The following is a 17,758-nucleotide window of genomic DNA, read 5'->3' as shown; positions in this document are numbered from 1 at the left end:
GACGATGGCCCGGTCCCTCCCCCGAGGGGGGACCGGGCCATCGACGTACCGCCTACCGGCCGGCGATCAGCCGTCAGCCGCCGTCAGCCGCCGTCAGCGGCCCTCAGCGGCAGGTCGGGCTGTTGCGGATGTTGATCGCGTACGGCATCCATCCGGCCTTCAGCCCGTAGCTCCTGCCGGGCCTGGCGCACTCCCAGTGCTTCCCGGAGCCGTTGTAGCGCTGGACGTAGATGCGGGCGCCGTCGTCGCGGCGGGTGTTGACGATCCGGTTGGACGAGCGGCCGCGCGCGCCCAGGTACTGGAATCCCTTGTCCTTGTAAGCCGCCTTGAGGGTGCCGTACCGGTAGAAGCAGACGCGCGGCCAGTTGCAGCGGGCCTGGGCGTTGACGCCGGTGGTGGCGACCTCGGACCCGGCCTGCGCCGAAGTCGCGCCGGCGGACTGCACGGTCCGGGCCTGGGCCGGTGCGGCCGCGGCGCCGGACGCCGGGCCGACGGCGAACAGACCGCCGACCGACAGGACCGCCGTGGTGAGCGCGACGGCTCGCTTGTGGGTGTGGGCTCGCATGTGGTTCCTCCCCGTTGCCGTACTGCGATTCGCGGTACGTCCACCACGGTGCGGGTCCACTTCCGGTCGCCGCCAGAGCGGTCGCCGCCCCCGGGTCAAGGTGGGACGTCCCACGCCGTCACCTGCGGGGACACCTCGTCCCAGGACGTCCGGAGGGGATGCGCGGGATGGTGGGGGCGCCCGGAGAATGTCCGGAACATGCCTCGGTGCGCCGTGACCGGGAACCCTCCCGGCGGCCCTCCGCATCCTGAGTGGGGACTGCCGGGGGTAGGAGTTCGCCCCGGTTCGGGGGTCCGGGCGCGGTGTGCCCGGAGAAGCACAAACGCGTACGGGGTGAACATGTCGCGTTGGAAGGCACTGCCGTCACAGCTGGGCGAACGGGACCGTCAACTGGTCGTCCAGCTCAGGCGGTTGAAGGACCACAGTGGCCTCAGTCTGGCCGCCCTGGAGTCCAGGACCGCCAGCAGCCGCTCCTCCTGGGAGCGTTATCTCAACGGCCGCACACCCGCCCCCAGAGAGGCGGTCGGGGAACTGGCCCGGGTCTGCGGCAGTGACCCCACCCGGCTGCTGGTCCTGCACGACGTCGCGGCCCGCGAGCGGGAGGGGCGAGCACGCGGCCTGACGGAGGAGGGCGTACCTGACGAAGGCGTACCGGAGGGCGGCGTACCGGAGGGCGGCCTGCCGAAGAGGCAGGCACCCGGCCAGCCGCAGGAGCCGCCCGCCGGCGGCCCGTCCACCCGCACCCTCCCCCTCGGCCCGCCCCTCCTGAGCGTCCTCGCCCTCGCCCTGCTCGTCGGCCTCGCCGCCGGGTACGCCCTCGCCGAGGCGGCCCGCGACGAGGCGGCCGACCCCGGGTCGTACACCTACACCTACCGGGAAGGCCGTACCTATCCCTGCGGGACCGGCCGCAAGGACGGCGGTCTCTACGCCGGACACAGCGTCAGCCGGGACGCCCTCCTGATGCCCAACACCGAGGGCTGGGACGTGGTCGAGGCGCAGTGCCTGCTGCGTCACCACGGGCTGGATCCCGGCACGGCCGACGGGCTCTACGGGACCAGGGCCGAGGACGCGGTCAAGGCCTTCCAGCGACGGCACAAACTGGTCGTGGACGGAATCGTCGGGGAGAACACCTGGCGGGAGCTGCGCCGATGAGTACCGAGCGGGCCGAGCGCCCGGAGCGGGCCGAGCCGACCGAGCGCCCGGAGCGGACCGAGCCGACCGAGCGGCCCCAGCAGGCCGAGCGGACAGAGCGGGCAGAGCCGACCGAGCGCCCCGAAAGGCCCCGGCGACCCGCTCGACACGTGACCGGGATGGGCGGTGACTGTGCCCATCTCGCACAGGAATTGCGGGAGTTGAAGGCCGGTACCGGTCTCAGCCTGGCCGCGCTGGCCGAGCGGACTCCGTACAGCAAGTCCTCCTGGGAGCGCTATCTCAACGGGAAGAAGCCGGTCCCCAGGCAGGCCGTGGAGGCGCTGTGCGCGGTGGCCGGCGCGCCGTGCCCTCGGATGTTGGCGCTCTGGGAGCTGGCGGACGCGGCGTGGAGCGGGCGGTCGGGGAGCCCGGAGGCGGGGGCGCCGCCATGTGACGGTCCGGTGTCCGATGTGCCCGAGGTGCCGGAGGTATCCAGGGAGCCCGAGGCGCCGGATGCCGTACGTCGGCGGAGGTGGCGGCCGCACACCCTGATCGGGGTCGGGGCGCTGGCCGGTGCGGCGGCCGTATTCATCGGGCTGGCCGCCTTTGGGGCGGGAAACCCGCAGGTCGTCGAGGGCGGCGAGCCGACCAGGCGGCCGACGGGCGCGGCCGGGGCGACCGGTGTGGAGGCGGGCTGTCTCGGTGCGCGGTGCGAGGGGCGGATGCCCAGGGGGATGGGGTGCGGGCAGCAGGGGGCGGCCACCTCGCTGGTGGACCGGTACGCGAAGGGCGGGCAGCGGCTGGAGATCAGGTACAGCGAGGTCTGCCGGTCGATGTGGGTGCGGGCCTCGAACCTGAAGGTGGGGGACAAGGTCGCGCTGTACCCGGCACTCGCGGACGAGGGCGAGGACGAGGGTGCGGAAGTAGAGGGCGGCGGCAAGGGTGAAGCTGGGAATGAATCGGGCGAAAATGGTCGAAAGGTGATGCGTGCGGAGGCGGTTGATGTGGGGGATGCCACAAGTTACGTCGTCACGCCGATGACCGCGCCACGTGATCCCGCCGGTGCGCGGGTCTGTCTGGAGCCTGCGGCGGGGGGTGCTCCGGAGTGCTTCGACAGGTGATCCAAAAGTGATCGACAAGCACAACTGGAGGGAACCATTTCGGGATTGAGGGACGTCTTGAGGTCCGGCGTTCCGGAATGGATCACCGCAATGATCTTGTTTTGTGCGAAGAAGGTGGAAGAGGCGACTTGTTGGGACATAGTGGGTTACCGGGGCGAGAGCCCAGGGCTCCGGCAATCCGCACACAGCAACGATGGGACACTGATACAGGCGATCGGAACGGGAGCGCGCAATGGGGTGCGCCAGAGTTCCGATTTGCTCCCGTGCGCTCCCACCCCAGGAACTGACATCCTGGCTTCGCGCATCCCTCTCTGGGTAGCCAGGTTTTCCCCAGGTCCGTAGGGACCTGGGCAGGGGGCAGGGGAAAGAGCGCGGGGCACATCAGGAACGTACGGGGGGACAAGGGGGAAGCAATGCCTCGTTGGAAAGCGCTGCCGGAGGGACTCGACCCGCAGGTCAGGGAGTTCGCGAACCAGTTGCGCAGGCTCGTGGACCGAAGCGGCTTGAGCGTCGCGGCCGTCGCGGACCGCACCGGGTACAGCAAGACGTCCTGGGATCGCTATCTCAATGGACGGCTGCTCGCACCCAAGGGCGCGGTCGTCGCGCTGTCCGAGGTGACCGGGACCAATCCCGTTCACCTCACCACCATGTGGGAACTCGCGGAGCGCGCCTGGAGCCGCTCCGAGATGCGCCACGACATGACCATGGAAGCCATCCGGATCTCCCAGGCGCGTGCCGCCCTGGGTGAGTTCGGCCAGCCCGCGGCGGCGAAGAACGGGCGCGCCCGCAAGCAGTCGAGCGCCGCCCCGCCGTCGTCCGCGTCGTCGTCCGCGCGCGCGGCCGGTCCCGGCGCGGTCTCCGACCGTGCCGCCCGCCCGGGGGCATCGGGTGCGTCGGGTTCTTCCCGTACGTCCGAGACGCCGCGCGCCGCCCGGCCGCAGAGCCCGGCGAACAGCGACGCGTTCGACATGACCACCAATCTCTCCACCGGCCTGCCCAAGCAGCGCCCCGCCTCCGGTTCCGGAGCGGGACGCCCCGCGGCGGGTGCGGGTGCGGGCACGGGTGTCGGTGCGGGCGCCAGGAGCACCGGCCGTCCCGAGCACGAGCGGGACTACGCCAGCGACTTCGAGCGCGGCTTCCACCAGGGCCAGAGCTACAACAGCTCGTCCAAGCCGTCCTCCTCGTCCGCCAACCCGGCTCTCGACGACCCGACCTACGGTCGCCCGCCGGGTGCCGCGGCCGCTCGTTCCAGCACCCCGCCGCCGCCCAACTCGGCGCCGGACCGCCAGCGTCAGCGGCGCAAGCTGACGATGTTCCTGGCGGGCGTCGTCGGCGCACTCCTGGTGATCGTCGCCGCGGTGCTGCTGACCGGTGGCGGTGACGACAAGCCGAAGGCGGGCAACACCCCGGCGCCCTCGAAGGCCAAGACCACCGCACCCAAGCTCCCCGCGGGCGTCAAGTGCAGCGGTGACGCCTGCGAGGGCAAGGACCCCGAAGCGATGGGCTGCGGCGGCCAGTACGCCATCACCTCCGCCCGGGGCACGGTCGGCACCACCAACATCGAGGTCCGCTACAGCAAGACCTGCGGTGCGGCCTGGGCCCGGATCACCGGCGCCGCCAACGGCGACAAGGTGACCGTCTCCTCGGACACCTCGGCGGCCGGCCAGAAGGGCCTGGTCAACGCCGCCTCCGACGCCTACACCCCGATGGTGGCCGCGGCCACCGCCGACGAGGCGAAGGCCTGCGCGACCCTGAAGACCGGCAAGAAGGGCTGCACGGTCGCCGAGTAAAAACCTGCAAGAAGGGAGGAATGGCCTCCGCTCCTCGGGGCAGAGGCATCACATCCCCCCACGGGTGCACAACCCGAGACGGCCGTCCGCGCTATCCCCCCTGGCGCGGGCGGCCGTCGGGCTTTCCGGACGCGAGACGCCCGTACGTCCCCGTGCTGGACGCCCCTGCGCCCCCGTGCCGGACGCCCGTACGTCCCGGTGTGCGCGGTCCCACACGGGTCCGGGGGCCGGGCCCCTCCCGGGTCCGATAGCCTGACCGGCGGATGTCTCTCCACATCGAGATATCCCGCACTCAGGGGCAGGAACCCCCGCCACTTCGCTTGTCTTACGGAGATCGCCATGACCCGCACTCCCGTGAATGTCACCGTCACCGGCGCGGCCGGACAGATCGGCTACGCGCTGCTCTTCCGCATCGCCTCCGGTCACCTGCTCGGCCAGGACGTGCCGGTCAAGCTGCGTCTCCTGGAGATCCCGCAGGGCCTGAAGGCCGCTGAGGGCACCGCCATGGAGCTCGACGACTGCGCCTTCCCGCTGCTCCAGGGCATCGAGATCACCGACGACCCGAACGTCGGCTTCGACGGCGCCAACGTCGCCCTCCTCGTCGGCGCCCGCCCCCGCACCAAGGGCATGGAGCGCGGCGACCTGCTCTCGGCCAACGGCGGCATCTTCAAGCCCCAGGGCAAGGCCATCAACGACAACGCCGCGGACGACATCCGCGTCCTGGTCGTCGGCAACCCGGCCAACACCAACGCGCTCATCGCGCAGGCCGCCGCCCCGGACGTACCGGCCGAGCGCTTCACCGCGATGACCCGCCTGGACCACAACCGCGCGCTCTCGCAGCTCTCGAAGAAGACCGGCACCCCGGTCTCCGAGCTGAAGAAGCTCACCATCTGGGGCAACCACTCGGCCACCCAGTACCCGGACATCTTCCACGCCGAGGTCGCGGGCAAGAACGCCGCCGAGGTCGTCAACGACGAGCAGTGGCTGGCCGACACCTTCATCCCGACCGTCGCCAAGCGCGGCGCCGCGATCATCGAGGCCCGTGGCGCGTCCTCCGCCGCCTCGGCCGCCAACGCCGCCATCGACCACGTCCACACCTGGGTCAACGGCACCGCCGCCGGCGACTGGACCTCCATGGGTATCCCCTCGGACGGTTCCTACGGCGTCCCCGAGGGCCTCATCTCGTCCTTCCCGGTCACCTGCACCGACGGCAAGTACGAGATCGTCCAGGGCCTGGAGATCAACGACTTCTCCCGCACCCGGATCGACGCCTCGGTCCAGGAGCTCAAGGAAGAGCGCGACGCCGTGCGCGAGCTCGGCCTGATCTGAGCCAAGTCGCTTCACCGACACCGCCCCCGGCAGCTCCGGCCACCGGGGGCGGTGTCATGCCCGGACGTACGCGGAGCCCGTGTCTCGCCCCCGGAGCCCGCGTCTCGACGAATCGCCTTACTCTCCGGCCCTCGCCGACCTACGATGTCCCCCCGCTCGTACGGGAGTTCCTACGGAGGGGGTCCGGTGGTGGAGTACGAAGAGGGCCCCGCGGGGCCCGGCGGGGGTGAACTCCCCGCCCCTCGTTCGCCGTTCAGTACGGGCAGCGCCCGCCGCCGGGTGACCCCGACGGCCGCGCTGATGGTGGCGGGCGGGCTGGTGCTCGGGGTGGGTACCGGGTGGCTGGTCAACGGTGGGAGCGGGGGTACGTCGCCACCGCCGGCCACTCGGCTCGCCCAGCCCCAGCAGTCCCAGCAGCCCTCACAGTCCCAGCAGCCGCCGAGACCCACGCCCGTAGTGACCCCCACACCGGCCGCCTCGCCCACCCCCACCGTCCCGGCCGACTTCGCCGTGGTGCGCGATGCGTCCGAGGTCACCCTGGCCGTTCCCGCCGGGTGGCGGCGGACCGAGGGGGCGTCCGTGTACTACCGGTCGGGGGACGCCCCGTACAGCAGGTTCCTCCAGTTCTGGCCACTTGCCGAGCGGGACATCAGCGTGACGCGGGCACTGCGGATCACGGTCGCCACCCACCGGAACCTGCCCGGCTTCGAGCTGGAGGCGCTGCACCCGACCGGCCGCGGCGCCGCCGAACTCCGTTACTCGTACGACAGCACCCGCACCGGCAAGCGGCTCACCCTGCTCCAGCGGGTGTTCACGGCGGGGGACGGGCAGCGGTACGCCTTCGCCGTGGTCGGCCCGGCGTCCGAGTGGCCGTGGCAGCGGACCACGCTCACGGCCGTGCTGGCACCCTTCGAAGCCGGGGCCGACCCCACGGGGGCCGAGATCAGTACCGGTCCCACAGAGACTGGAGGTAGTCCTCCAGGCGACGAGTGAGGAGCTCGGGAGTCAGGTCGCCGCGGCCGACCTCGCGCCACGGTACGGCGACCTTCTCGGCGTCCGGGGCGAAGCCGAGGGCGTCCAGCAGGCGCCAGTGGAGGTGGTCGGAGGGGGACTCGGTGAGGGTGCCTCCGGCGGCGGTGTAGCGGTCGGCGAAGCGCATGCCCGCGTCGGCGCCGTGCAGCAGGGCGAGGGCGGTGGAGCAGTGGGCGACATCGAGGTCGGTGGGGCCCCAGGAGGTTTCCACCCAGTCGACGACTCCGCTGATACGGAGGTCCGGGCCGGTGCCGGTGAACAGGACGTTGCCGGGGTGGAAGTCGCGGTGCAGGAACCGGCCCCGGTGGGCCGGGGGCTGCCGGCGCAGGGCGTCGATGGAGCGTGCCCAGAGCTCCGGGCGGGTGGTCCGGGCGGGGACGGTCACCCGGTCCGGGGAGGCCCAGGGCTGGTAGGCGCGGGGGCGGGTGGCGTCGGTGACCGGGGTGCGGTGGATGGCGGCGAGCTGCCGGGCCAGCAGGTCGGCTCGGGCGTCCGCCTCGGTGTCGTCAGCCAGCCGTATCGAGCCCGGCAGCAGGGTCATCAGCAGGGACGGGTGGTCGCAGTGTGCGGCCGTGGCGTCCAGTGCCACCGGTCGCGCCACCGGTACGCCGGTGCCGCCGAGCAGTCCGAGGATGTCCGCCTCCCGGGTCAGCAGGGCCTGGGCGTGCGGCAGATAGAACGGCTTGGTGAAGGAGCGCAGGACCAGTGAGCGCGGGCCGCCGGGGCCCTCCACGTACAGCCGGCGCATGTCCGAACTCCAGCCGCCACGAAGCCGCACCGCGTCCACCAGGCGTTCCCCCGTGGCCAGCTGCTTCTCGGCCCAGATGCGGGTCGCCCGCCAACTCACGCTGTCACCCCTGCTGTTCACCATCCCCGCAGGTTAGTCGCCGCACCGTATGCAGGCACTGATGAACGACCCCAGGGGAAAGGCCCTGCACGCCACCGCCGGGCGGCGCAGGGCGGCGGTCGCGGCGCATGCCGTCCTCACTGTGGGCGCGGTGTGGCTGGTGGTGCTGATGTTCGCCCACGACCAGAGGTGGGCCGCCTTCGCGCTGATCGGTGTGCTCCTGCCCTGGTGCTTCTTCACCGGGGTGCTCAACGGCGCCACCCAGGGCATCCTCGAACTCCGCTCCCGGGTCCTGGACGAACGCCAGTTGATGGAGCGGGACCGGGCACGGGGCGCCGCCCACAAGATGACCGGCGCGCTGGTGCTCGGCGCGGCGGCCGGGCTGTAGCTGACCACGATCGCCACGGACGGGCAGCTCAGCCGGGCGTACGTCGCGCCCCTGCTCGCCGGTGTGTTCGTACTGCTCTGGCTGATGCCGCTGTGGACGGCGGCGCTGCTGGCACAGGACGCGCCTGCGGACGAACTGGATGAGCTGGACGGGCTGGACGGGCTGGACGGGCTGGGCGGGCTGGGCGGCCCGGGTGTGGCGGGCGTCGCCCCGTAACCCTCCGCCTGGTGCACGTACTTCGCACGGTTGAACGCCCCCGGTCACTCGTCCGGGGGCGTTTTTCGCGCACGGGAACTGGACGGCCACGGGGTCGGTCCTCATCTCTGTCCGCCCCGTAAGCCACCGTTTGCGACAACTCTCCTCATAAGTTCGGGAGTTCGCAGAAATCGAGGCTCCCGTGAGCCAGCCAGCCGTACTCCGGCAGGACCGGGGCACTCCGCGAAGGGTTACCGGAGGGACGCGGCGGCTCTACGCTGTCCACCCCTTCGGGCTCCTCCTCAGGCGCGGCCGCGCAGGAAGCCAGGGTGGTCGCCGATGACCCAGCCCTTCGTACCCAGACCGAGCGGAGCACCCGCCGAACCGGCGGGCAGGGCTCCGGTCGATCCCGCGGTGAGCGAGGCGACCCGGCTGCTGTGCGCCGGGGCATACCTCGACCCCCGGTACCGCGAAACGGTGATCGACGAGTTGTACGTCCACGAGGAACGGCTGCCCGCCCCCTCATTCGGATTCGACGCGACACGGGTCCTCTCGCACGCCATGCGGGCGCGGCGGGCGGAGACCGGGTGGGCACTGGGGCTCCTGGTGCTGTGGGTGGTGGCGGTACCGCTGACCAGGAACCTCTTTCTGTCGCTGTGGGTGCCGTGCCTGCTGCTGGCGTTCGCCCGGGCGGTGCGGGGGAAGCAGGAGCGGCCGCCGTGGGCCCGGATCGCCGGCGCCTTCCTGGTGCGGTGGTTCGGGCGGGTGCTGCTGGCGCTGACGCTGCTGGGGCTGCTGTTGCTGGGCTTCGGCGACGGGGGATCGGGCGGGCTGGTCGGCGGCCTGCTGGAGGTGGTGACCGGCCTGCTGTGGTTCTTCCTCCCCGAGGGGCTGGCCGCGCCGACGCTGACGGGTGAGCCCGCGCGGGCCTGGCTGACGCTGGTGCTGTTCACCGCGATCGCGGTCACGGTGGCCCTCCAGCGCGGCTTCTTCGCCCGCGTGATGATCCGCGAACTCGCCCCGGGGCCGGCCGGTTTCGGCAACCGTCGGTCGGATCCGGCCGAGGCGTTGACCGGACGGCGGCTGAACCGGCTGCGGGCGCGGATCGCGGCGGAACAGTACTCCCCGACGATCATGTACCGGGCGGACGACCCGTTCTGCGGGGCGGGAGTGCCGTTCCGGCCGTGGTCACTGGCCGTGGAACTGAGGCCGCAGGCCGACCGCAGCCCCGAACCCATCGACAACGCGCAGATCCTGCGCCGCGTCCGGCCCCTGGTGGAGGGCCTGCGGGTGCCGTCGGGAACGCCGGAGCGGGCCCGCGGGGTGCGGGACCGGCTGCGTGAGCTGGTGATCGACGAGTGTGTGTTCCTGCCGGTCGACGGACTTCCGGGGCGGGCCCTGGCGCCGTACGCACGCGAGCAGTTCGAGGGACATCGCAGCCGGTCGGTGGAGGAGGGCGGCGAGGCGCGCCGGCACTTCCTGCGGATCAGGGTGGGTGCCTGGGAGGAGGAGGTCGTCGTCACGGTCTTCGTCCGGGTGCACACCCAGGGCGGGATGCTGATGCTGGAGGTGGCGCCGCACGTACTGCATCCGGTGCGCCGCGACTTCCAGTCGGCGGACCGGATCGCCCACCGGTATCTGCACAACAACCCGGTGGGCAAGGCCGCTTGGGCCCTCGCGCACACCCCGACCTCGATCGGCGGGGCACTGGTCACGCTGATCGGGGCGATGAACTCCGGTTGGCGGCTGCTGACCGGCGGGCAGGCGGGCGCACTGCCGGACGGGCCCGCCCTGTCGGTCCGGGAACTGGGTTCCGCATGGACGTCGTCCTTGTTCCAGGAGATGGATTTCGACCGGTATCTGAAAACGATCGAGGACCGGGTCGCCGACGGGGTGACGGCGGCGCTGCGGGACGCGGGCTGGCAGACCGAGGAGTTCTCCGCGCAGATCACCAACGTGATCAACGGCGGAGTGAACATCGGATCGGTACGGGACAGTGCCTTCGCCGTCGGCGGCGGCAACCAGGTCACCCACCGGCCGGCAGGGAACGGCGGTCCGGGACCGGGAAGCGGATCCGGACCAGGAACACGGGGAGGCGGCGGACATGGCGCAGCAGGATGAACGGGACGGCGGGGCCAAAACCGGACCGGGTACCGGTGGTGGCGGGTCCGGGCCGGGCGTGCACTTCGGGTCGGTGGACCGCAGTGCCTTCGCGATCGGGGACCACAACGAGGTCAGTTACGAGAGCCACGAGGGGCAGGCGCCGGTCGACGAGACCCAGCGCAGGCTGCTCGCCGAGGTGGCGGAGCTGCGGGCGGATCTGCTGCGGCTGCGGCGCACGGAGCGGCTGGAGGTGCTGGACGCCGAACTGGTCGAGGTCGAGGGGGAGATCGCGGCCGTCGGCGAGGCCGGAGCGACCCGGCTGGAACGGTTGCGTGCCGCGCTGACCGGCGCGGAAGGCGTCACCGCGATGCTCGCCTCGGGGGCGGCGGTCGCGGAGACGGTGCGCGGGCTGCTGGGGGGCTGAGAGGTGAGCGGACGGGGTGGCGGCGACTCGTTCTGGAACGAGGAGACGCAGAGCTGGGACACGCGGAAGGTGGCTCGGGGGAGGCGGGGGCGGGATCTGGAGCGGGAGGAAGGGGAGGGGCGGGGGTCTGAGGGGGAGGCGTGGGGGCCCCCGGAGCCGTTGGGGCCTCCGGAGCCGGGGGTGCCGGGGGTGCCGGGAGGGTCGGGAGTGCCGGGAGTGGCTTCGGAGTCCGGAGGGCCTGGAGGGCAGGGGGCGCCGGGTAGGCCGGGGGCGGCTTCGGAGTCCGGAGCGCCGGGAGGGCCGAGGGTGCCGTCGGAGTCCGGAGGGTCGGGGGTGCCCGGAGGGTCGGGGGTGCCGTCGGATCTGGGAGTGCCCGGAGAGCCGGGGGTGCCCGGAGGGCCTGGGGAGACCTCCGTGGACCCGTACCCCGCTGTGTATCCGTACGCGGATCCCTATGCGAATCCGTATCCCGGTCCCTATGCCGACTCGTTCCACGAGCCCTCCGGCGACCGGTCGCCCCTGCCTCCGCTTCCGCCTCCGATGCCGACGGTGACGGGCGGGCCCGTCCACCCGGGGGCGCCGACTGTGCCGGTGGCGCCGACGGGTCCGGTGGGGCCGGGTGGTCCGGTCGGGCCTGACAGGGCTTCGCGGTCCGAGCCGGGGCGCGGGGGAGTGCTGGCCCGGGTGACGCCGGTCGGGGTCGGGGTGGTGGTCGGGGCGCTGCTGGTGGGCGGGGGTACGGCCTGGTTCCTGCACGAGGGTGTGGGCAAGTCGCCTTCCACGGCGGCGAGTTCGCCTGCGGTGATTCCGTTGCCGGGGGTGCCGGGTACCTCCACCGGCGTACCGACGCAGACGTCGACGGACGGGGTGTCCGGCGTCCCCACGGACGCGCCGACGGACGTACCGACGGACGTACCGACAGACGTACCGACGGACACGGACACCGGCACGGAAGGGGGTTCCTCGCCCGCTCCCGCCGGTTCGCCGCCGTCCGGGTTCGCCCTGGCCCAGACCTCTTCCGGGATGGCTCTCGCCGTGCCGGACGGGTGGCGCGGGGAGGAGGAGAAGCCCACGGTGACGTACTTCCGCCCGCCCGGGGAACCCCTCGACCTGCACCTCGTCCAGGTGTGGCCGATCGGGGAGACCGAGTACACCTCCCGGCAGGCGCTGGAGCGGACCGTGTTCGACAACCGGGGCAAGCAGGGCTTCCGGCAGGTCTCGCTGACCTCCCTGCCCGGGGAGCGGCTCTCCGAGAGCGCGGAGCTGGTGTACGAGTTCCGCCACAAGGAACTGGGGCGGCTGATGCGGATGGTCGAGCGGGTGTTCCTCGCCTCGGACGGCAGGCACTACGCGTTCCTGGGCGGCGGCCCGGCCGAGGAGTGGCCGGCCCAGCGCGACCGGCTGCTCACGGCGCTGGATCACTTCGCGCCGCCGGGGGACGGGACGTCCTGACCGGCGGAGGTACGGGGGCAGGGGCAGCTGATGCGCCGCCCCTGCCCCCGTACCTCTTCCCCGTACCTCAGAAATTGATCAAGTCCCGGGCGGTGCGGGGGTGCCCCCTGGCAGGCTGGGGGCCGTACGCAGCAGCCTTTGCCGCCCACACCCGGGAGCCCCCCATGGCAAGCATCTTCCGCAGCCGGCCCGAAACCCTTCTCGTCGCGCTGAGCGACCGGCCCGAGCTCCTCGACGTCCTCCGCACCGCCCTCGCCACCGCCGACGACGCCGAGCGTCCCGGTCTGGAGCGGGCCGTGGCGCTGGTCGAGGCCGCCCCCGCCCCTGCCCCCGCCGAGCTTCGCGGCCACTGGGCCCGGGAACGTATCGAAGCGGCCGGGACCGAGGTCAAGGCCGATTCGGTCGTCGCCGTCAGGGCGCTCCGCAAGGCCGAGCCCGGACTGAGCCTGGTCCAGGCGGTGGCCCTCACCAAGGAAGCGGCGGCCGTTACCCCGCGCTGAGGCCCTGCGCCGGGACACAGGCTCTGGACGAACTCTGATCGGGCTCTGATCGGGCTCTGATCAGGGTCTGGACGGGCTCTGGATGGGCTCTGGGTTCATATCGGCCCCGATCAGGCCTTATGTCCTTGCTGTAAGTGACTCATGGCACTTTCGGTGACGTAATCGGCATGCTTTCCGAGCCCCGGGGGAGGGGTCCTGCCGCCAGTTCCGCTGGCAGGGAACAAATCGGTAACGGAAGGCAAAAACGACGTGTCGGCTGAAAAGACCATCCATGTGGGCGGGGTGTGGCAGGCAGCCATCTCCGGCGCCACGCGCGACATCCTCGACCCGGCGGACGCCAAGCCGTTCGCCGTGGTGTCCGAGGGTGGGGCCGAAGACGTCGACGCAGCCGTGGCCGCCGCGCACCGGGCGTTCGACGGCGGGCAGGGCGCCTGGCCGCAGACCCCCACCGCGGAGCGGGCCGCCCTGCTGCGCCGGGTGGCCGACCTCCTCCAGCGTGACCGCGAGGACCTCGGCCGCCTGGAGGCGCAGGACGCCGGCAAGACGGTGGAGGAGGGGCGCGTCGACATCGACTGCGTCACCGACGCCTTCCGCTACTTCGCGGACCTCGTCATGAACGAGAGTGGCGGCCGGGTGGTGGACGCCGGTTCGCCGGAGATCCACTCCATCGTGGTGCACGAGCCGGTGGGTGTCTGCGCGCTCATCACGCCGTGGAACTACCCGCTGCTGCAAGCGAGTTGGAAGATCGCACCGGCCCTCGCGGCGGGCAACACCTTCGTGGTCAAGCCGAGTGAGATCACGCCGATGACCACGGTCGCGCTGATCGCGCTGCTGGTCGAGGCGGGGCTGCCCGAGGGGGTCGCCAACGTTGTCACCGGACCCGGGGCCTCCGTCGGCGCCCGGATGTCCGAGCACCCCGACGTCGACCTGGTCTCCTTCACGGGTGGCCTGCTCAGCGGTACGAAGGTGATGCAGGCGGCCGCCGAGACGGTCAAGAAGGTGGCCCTGGAGCTGGGCGGCAAGAACCCCAATGTGGTGTTCGCCGACGCCTGCGCCACCGAGGAGGGCTTCGACACCGCCGTCGACCAGGCGCTGAACGCGGCCTTCATCCACAGCGGGCAGGTCTGCTCGGCAGGCTCGCGCCTGATCGTGGAGGAGTCGGTCCGCGAACGCTTCGTGGCCGAACTCGCGCGCCGGGCCGAGAAGATACGGATCGGGCGGGGCACCGGGAAGGGTGTCGAGTGCGGACCGCTGGTCTCCGCGCAGCAGTTGGAGAAGACGGAGTACTACGTCGCCGCCGCGCTGGAGGAGGGGGCGGTGCTGCGGGCGGGCGGCACGCGTCCCGAAGGGCCGGGCTACGAGGGCTACTTCTACCGCCCGACGGTGCTGGACGGCTGCCACCGTGAGATGCGGGTCGTCCGGGAGGAGACGTTCGGGCCGATCCTCACCGTGGAGACCTTCACGACGGAGGCGGAGGCGATCGCCCTCGCCAATGACACCGAGTACGGCCTGGCGGGGGGTGTCTGGTCCGCGGACACGGGTCGGGCACGGAGGGTCGCGGCCAGGCTGCGGCACGGGACGGTGTGGATCAACGACTTCCACCCCTACCTTCCGCAGGCGGAATGGGGCGGCTTCGGGAAGTCCGGCATCGGCCGGGAGCTCGGGCCGGCAGGGCTGGCGGAGTACCGCGAGTCGAAGCACGTCTACGAGAACTTGGCGCCGCGGGCGGTGCGGTGGTTCGCGGGGTAATGGGCCCTGGCCCTGGGCGGCCGGCCCGGGGTGGTGCCGGACTTGGGCGTGGTGCTCGGGGTGGTGCCGGACTTGGGTGTGGTGCCGCTGCGCGGGGCCATTCCCCACCCCGCCCCTTCCCGAAACCGGGGGCGTTGCCCCCGGGCCCCCGGGGGGCGGGCCCGCTGGGGCGGGGTGGGGTGGTGCGGGAGCGTCGTGGTTGCTCGCGCAGTTCCCCGCGCCCCTGAATGCGGCCTCCGGCCGCCCCTCCCGCTGTGCCGTCGCTCCCTTGGGCGGCGGGGCCGCCCCCCGGGGCGGGACGGGCGGGCAAGGGGGCGGCCCCCCGACGGAGTCGCACCCTCACCGCCACCGCCCCCCCCACAACCCCATTACGCGCAGCACCTTCCAAGTACACGAACAGGAGCAGCATCCATGTCCGACCACGTACACGACCGCGTAGGCGAGCACGTCCACGAGCACGTTCACGAGTACGACTACGTAGTCGTCGGCGGTGGCACCGCCGGATCCGTCATCGCCTCGCGCCTCACCGAGGACCCCACCGTCAAGGTGGCCGTCATCGAGGGCGGGCCCTCGGACATCGACCGCCCCGAAGTCCTCACCCTGCGCCGCTGGATGGGCCTCCTCGGCGGCGAGCTCGACTACGACTACCCCACCACCGAGCAGCCCCGCGGCAACTCCCACATCCGCCACAGCCGCGCCCGCGTACTCGGCGGCTGCTCCTCGCACAACACCCTGATCGCCTTCAAGCCCCTGCCGTCCGACTGGGACGAGTGGGAGGCCAACGGCGCCACGGGCTGGGGCGCGTCGGCCATGGACCCGTACTTCTCCAAGCTCCGCAACAACGTCGTCCCGGTCGACGAGAAGGACCGCAACGCCATCGCCCGCGACTTCGTGGACGCCGCCCTCGCGACCCTCGACGTCCCGCGCGTGGAGGGCTTCAACCGCAAGCCCTTCGAGGACGGTGTCGGCTTCTTCGACCTGGCCTACCACCCGGAGAACAACAAGCGTTCGTCCGCGTCGGTGGCGTACCTCCACCCGTTCCTGGACCGCCCCAACCTCCACATCATGCTGGAGACCTGGGCACACAAGCTGGAGCTGGAAGAGGGAGGAGCCGGTACCGGTACCGGCACCCGTGCCCGCGGCGTCCACGTCCGCACCAAGGACGGCCAGGAAGTCCTCGTCCGCGCCACCCGCGAGGTGCTCGTCTGCGCCGGCGCCGTGGACACCCCGCGCCTGCTCATGCATTCCGGCATAGGCCCGGCCGCCGACCTCGAAGCCCTCGGTATACCCGTCGCCGTCGACCTCCCCGGCGTCGGCGAGAACCTCCTCGACCACCCCGAGTCGGTCATCGTCTGGGAGACCCACGGGCCGATCCCCGAGAACTCGGCGATGGACTCCGACGCGGGCCTCTTCGTGAAACGGGACCCGGAGCACGCGGGCCCCGACCTGATGTTCCACTTCTACCAAATCCCGTTCACCGACAACCCCGAGCGCCTCGGCTACGAACGCCCCGCGCACGGCGTGTCGATGACCCCCAACATCCCCAAGCCCCGCAGCCGCGGCCGCCTCTTCCTCACCAGCGCCGACCCGGCCGTGAAGCCCGCCCTCGACTTCCGGTACTTCACCGACGAGGACGACTACGACGGCCGCACCCTGGTCGACGGCATCAAGATCGCCCGCGAGATAGCCAAGTCCGAGCCGCTGGCCGGCTGGCTCAAGCGCGAGGTCTGCCCGGGCCCCGAGGTGACCTCGGACGAGGACATCAGCGAGTACGCCCGCAAGGTCGCCCACACCGTGTACCACCCGGCCGGGACCTGCCGGATGGGCGCCGCCGACGACCGGCTCGCGGTCGTCACCCCCGACTTGAAGATCAAGGGCCTGGACGGCATCCGCATCGCGGACGCCTCCGTGTTCCCGACCATGACCGCCGTGAACCCGATGATCGGCGTCCTCATGGTCGGCGAGAAGTGCGCAGAGCTGCTGACGCAGCAGCAACCGACCATTTCCGGAGGTGCCGCGTAATGAGTACGACGACCGATGTGAAGACCGAGGCCGAGGCGAGCAAGCCCTCCTCCGCCTCGTCCACCCCGCCGGTGTTCTCCGTCAAGAACCTCTGGAAGGTCTTCGGCCCCAAGGCCGAGAAGATCCCCGGTGACCCGGAGCTCACCGCGCTCTCCGTCCCCGAACTCCGTGCGCGCACCGGCTGCACGGCCGCCGTCCGCGATGTGTCCTTCGACGTCCGCAAGGGCGAGGTCTTCGTCGTGATGGGCCTCTCCGGCTCCGGCAAGTCCACCCTGGTCCGCTGCCTGACCCGGCTGATCGAGCCGACCTCCGGCAGCCTCGCCATCGACGGCGAGGACGTCCTCGCCATGGACAAGTCCCGGCTGCGTGAACTGCGCCGCCACCGCGCCGCGATGGTCTTCCAGCACTTCGGCCTGCTGCCGCACCGCAGCGTTCTCGACAACGTGGCGTACGGCCTCGAAGTCCAGGGCATGGGCAAGGCCGAACGCCGTGCGAAGGCCGCCGAGGTCGTCGCCAAGGTCGGCCTCGACGGACTGGAGGACCGCCGCCCCGGCCAGCTCTCCGGCGGCCAGCAGCAGCGCGTCGGCCTGGCCCGCGCACTCGCCGTCGACCCCTCCGTCCTCCTCTTCGACGAGCCGTTCAGCGCGCTGGACCCGCTCATCCGCCGCGACATGCAGGAAGAAGTCATCCGCCTGCACCGCGAGGAGGGCCGCACCATGGTCTTCATCACCCACGACCTCAGCGAGGCCCTGCGCCTCGGCGACCGCATCGCCCTGATGCGCGACGGCGAGATAGTCCAGCTGGGCACGCCCGAGGAGATCGTCGGCTCACCCGCCGACGAGTACGTCCGTGACTTCGTCCGCGACGTCCCCCGCGAGCAGGTCCTGACCGTCGCCTCCGCGATGCGCACCCCCGAGGCGGGCGACGCCGAATCCGGCCCCGCGGTCGCCCCCGACGCCGTCGTCTCCGAGGCCATCGAAGCCCTCGCCCGCACCGGCGAACCCAAGGCCCGCGTCATGCGGGACGGCAAACTCCTCGGCATCGTCGACCGTGAGTGCCTCCTGAACGTGGTTGCCGGTACGTCGTCGGCGGTGACCGCCTGATGAGGTA

Annotated in this window: 16 protein-coding genes; 14 read left to right on the top strand and 2 right to left on the bottom strand. The window is 71.9% G+C overall.

From position 1 onward, the window contains the following. Window positions 1-103: 103 nt before the first annotated feature. Window positions 104-565 (bottom strand): hypothetical protein, encoded by a 462-nt coding sequence (locus tag ACIA73_RS07700; RefSeq protein ID WP_399437377.1) that lies wholly within the window; start codon window positions 563-565, stop codon window positions 104-106. A gap of 339 nt (window positions 566-904) precedes the next feature. On the opposite strand from ACIA73_RS07700, the gene ACIA73_RS07695 reads away from it, so the two are divergent. The 5 genes from ACIA73_RS07695 (at window position 905) to ACIA73_RS07675 (ending at window position 6,929) form a co-directional block, all read left to right on the top strand. After that, complete coding sequence (locus ACIA73_RS07695; protein ID WP_399437376.1) at window positions 905-1,717, top strand: peptidoglycan-binding protein; 813 nt, start codon at window positions 905-907, stop codon at window positions 1,715-1,717. After that, window positions 1,714-2,817, top strand: coding sequence for a helix-turn-helix domain-containing protein (locus ACIA73_RS07690; protein ID WP_399437375.1), 1,104 nt, complete (start codon window positions 1,714-1,716; stop codon window positions 2,815-2,817). The genes ACIA73_RS07695 and ACIA73_RS07690 overlap by 4 nt, the downstream gene beginning before the upstream one ends. Window positions 2,818-3,230: 413 nt before the next feature. Further along, window positions 3,231-4,607, top strand: a complete 1,377-nt coding sequence (locus ACIA73_RS07685) for a DUF2690 domain-containing protein (RefSeq protein WP_399437374.1) — start codon at window positions 3,231-3,233, stop codon at window positions 4,605-4,607. A 339-nt stretch (window positions 4,608-4,946) separates the two neighbouring features. Next, entirely contained in the window at window positions 4,947-5,936 is a 990-nt protein-coding gene (locus ACIA73_RS07680; protein WP_399437373.1) for a malate dehydrogenase, read from the top strand. A 186-nt stretch (window positions 5,937-6,122) separates the two neighbouring features. Further along, window positions 6,123-6,929 (top strand): hypothetical protein, encoded by an 807-nt coding sequence (locus ACIA73_RS07675; protein WP_399437372.1) that lies wholly within the window; start codon window positions 6,123-6,125, stop codon window positions 6,927-6,929. Here ACIA73_RS07675 and ACIA73_RS07670 read toward each other — a convergent pair. Then, window positions 6,880-7,839: a phosphotransferase family protein gene (locus ACIA73_RS07670; protein WP_399437371.1), complete on the bottom strand. Its 960-nt coding sequence runs from the start codon at window positions 7,837-7,839 to the stop codon at window positions 6,880-6,882. The two genes, ACIA73_RS07675 and ACIA73_RS07670, sit on opposite strands and share 50 nt — an antisense overlap. A 37-nt stretch (window positions 7,840-7,876) precedes the next feature. On the opposite strand from ACIA73_RS07670, the gene ACIA73_RS07665 reads away from it, so the two are divergent. From ACIA73_RS07665 to ACIA73_RS07625, 9 genes are all read left to right on the top strand, one after another. After that, window positions 7,877-8,203 carry a hypothetical protein gene (locus ACIA73_RS07665; RefSeq protein ID WP_399437370.1) on the top strand — a complete coding sequence of 109 codons (327 nt, stop codon included), beginning with the start codon at window positions 7,877-7,879 and terminating at the stop codon, window positions 8,201-8,203. Between the two features lie 63 nt (window positions 8,204-8,266). Then, entirely contained in the window at window positions 8,267-8,419 is a 153-nt protein-coding gene (locus ACIA73_RS07660; protein ID WP_399437369.1) for a hypothetical protein, read from the top strand. A 318-nt stretch (window positions 8,420-8,737) separates the two neighbouring features. Then, window positions 8,738-10,519, top strand: a complete 1,782-nt coding sequence (locus ACIA73_RS07655; RefSeq protein WP_399437368.1) for a hypothetical protein — start codon at window positions 8,738-8,740, stop codon at window positions 10,517-10,519. Then, window positions 10,503-10,925, top strand: a complete 423-nt coding sequence (locus tag ACIA73_RS07650; protein WP_399437367.1) for a hypothetical protein — start codon at window positions 10,503-10,505, stop codon at window positions 10,923-10,925. Before ACIA73_RS07655 ends, ACIA73_RS07650 begins: the two co-directional genes overlap by 17 nt. A 684-nt stretch (window positions 10,926-11,609) precedes the next feature. Then, the gene (locus ACIA73_RS07645) at window positions 11,610-12,377 is read left to right on the top strand and encodes a hypothetical protein (RefSeq protein WP_399437366.1); all 768 of its coding nucleotides are present in this window, start codon (window positions 11,610-11,612) and stop codon (window positions 12,375-12,377) included. Between the two features lie 164 nt (window positions 12,378-12,541). Continuing rightward, the gene (locus ACIA73_RS07640) at window positions 12,542-12,877 is read left to right on the top strand and encodes a hypothetical protein (protein ID WP_399437365.1); all 336 of its coding nucleotides are present in this window, start codon (window positions 12,542-12,544) and stop codon (window positions 12,875-12,877) included. A gap of 249 nt (window positions 12,878-13,126) precedes the next feature. Beyond that, on the top strand, window positions 13,127-14,626 hold the full coding sequence (locus tag ACIA73_RS07635) for an aldehyde dehydrogenase family protein (protein ID WP_399437364.1): 1,500 nt from the start codon (window positions 13,127-13,129) through the stop codon (window positions 14,624-14,626). Between the two features lie 411 nt (window positions 14,627-15,037). Continuing rightward, on the top strand, window positions 15,038-16,648 hold the full coding sequence (locus tag ACIA73_RS07630) for a GMC family oxidoreductase (RefSeq protein ID WP_399437363.1): 1,611 nt from the start codon (window positions 15,038-15,040) through the stop codon (window positions 16,646-16,648). Next, on the top strand, window positions 16,648-17,751 hold the full coding sequence (locus ACIA73_RS07625) for a glycine betaine/L-proline ABC transporter ATP-binding protein (RefSeq protein WP_399437362.1): 1,104 nt from the start codon (window positions 16,648-16,650) through the stop codon (window positions 17,749-17,751). The genes ACIA73_RS07630 and ACIA73_RS07625 overlap by 1 nt, the downstream gene beginning before the upstream one ends. Window positions 17,752-17,758: the final 7 nt, after the last annotated feature.

The sequence above is a fragment of the Streptomyces sp. NPDC051561 genome (assembly GCF_044454195.1).
Classification (GTDB): Bacteria; Actinomycetota; Actinomycetes; order Streptomycetales; family Streptomycetaceae; genus Streptomyces.
This window is presented reverse-complemented; position numbering and strand designations above follow the sequence as displayed.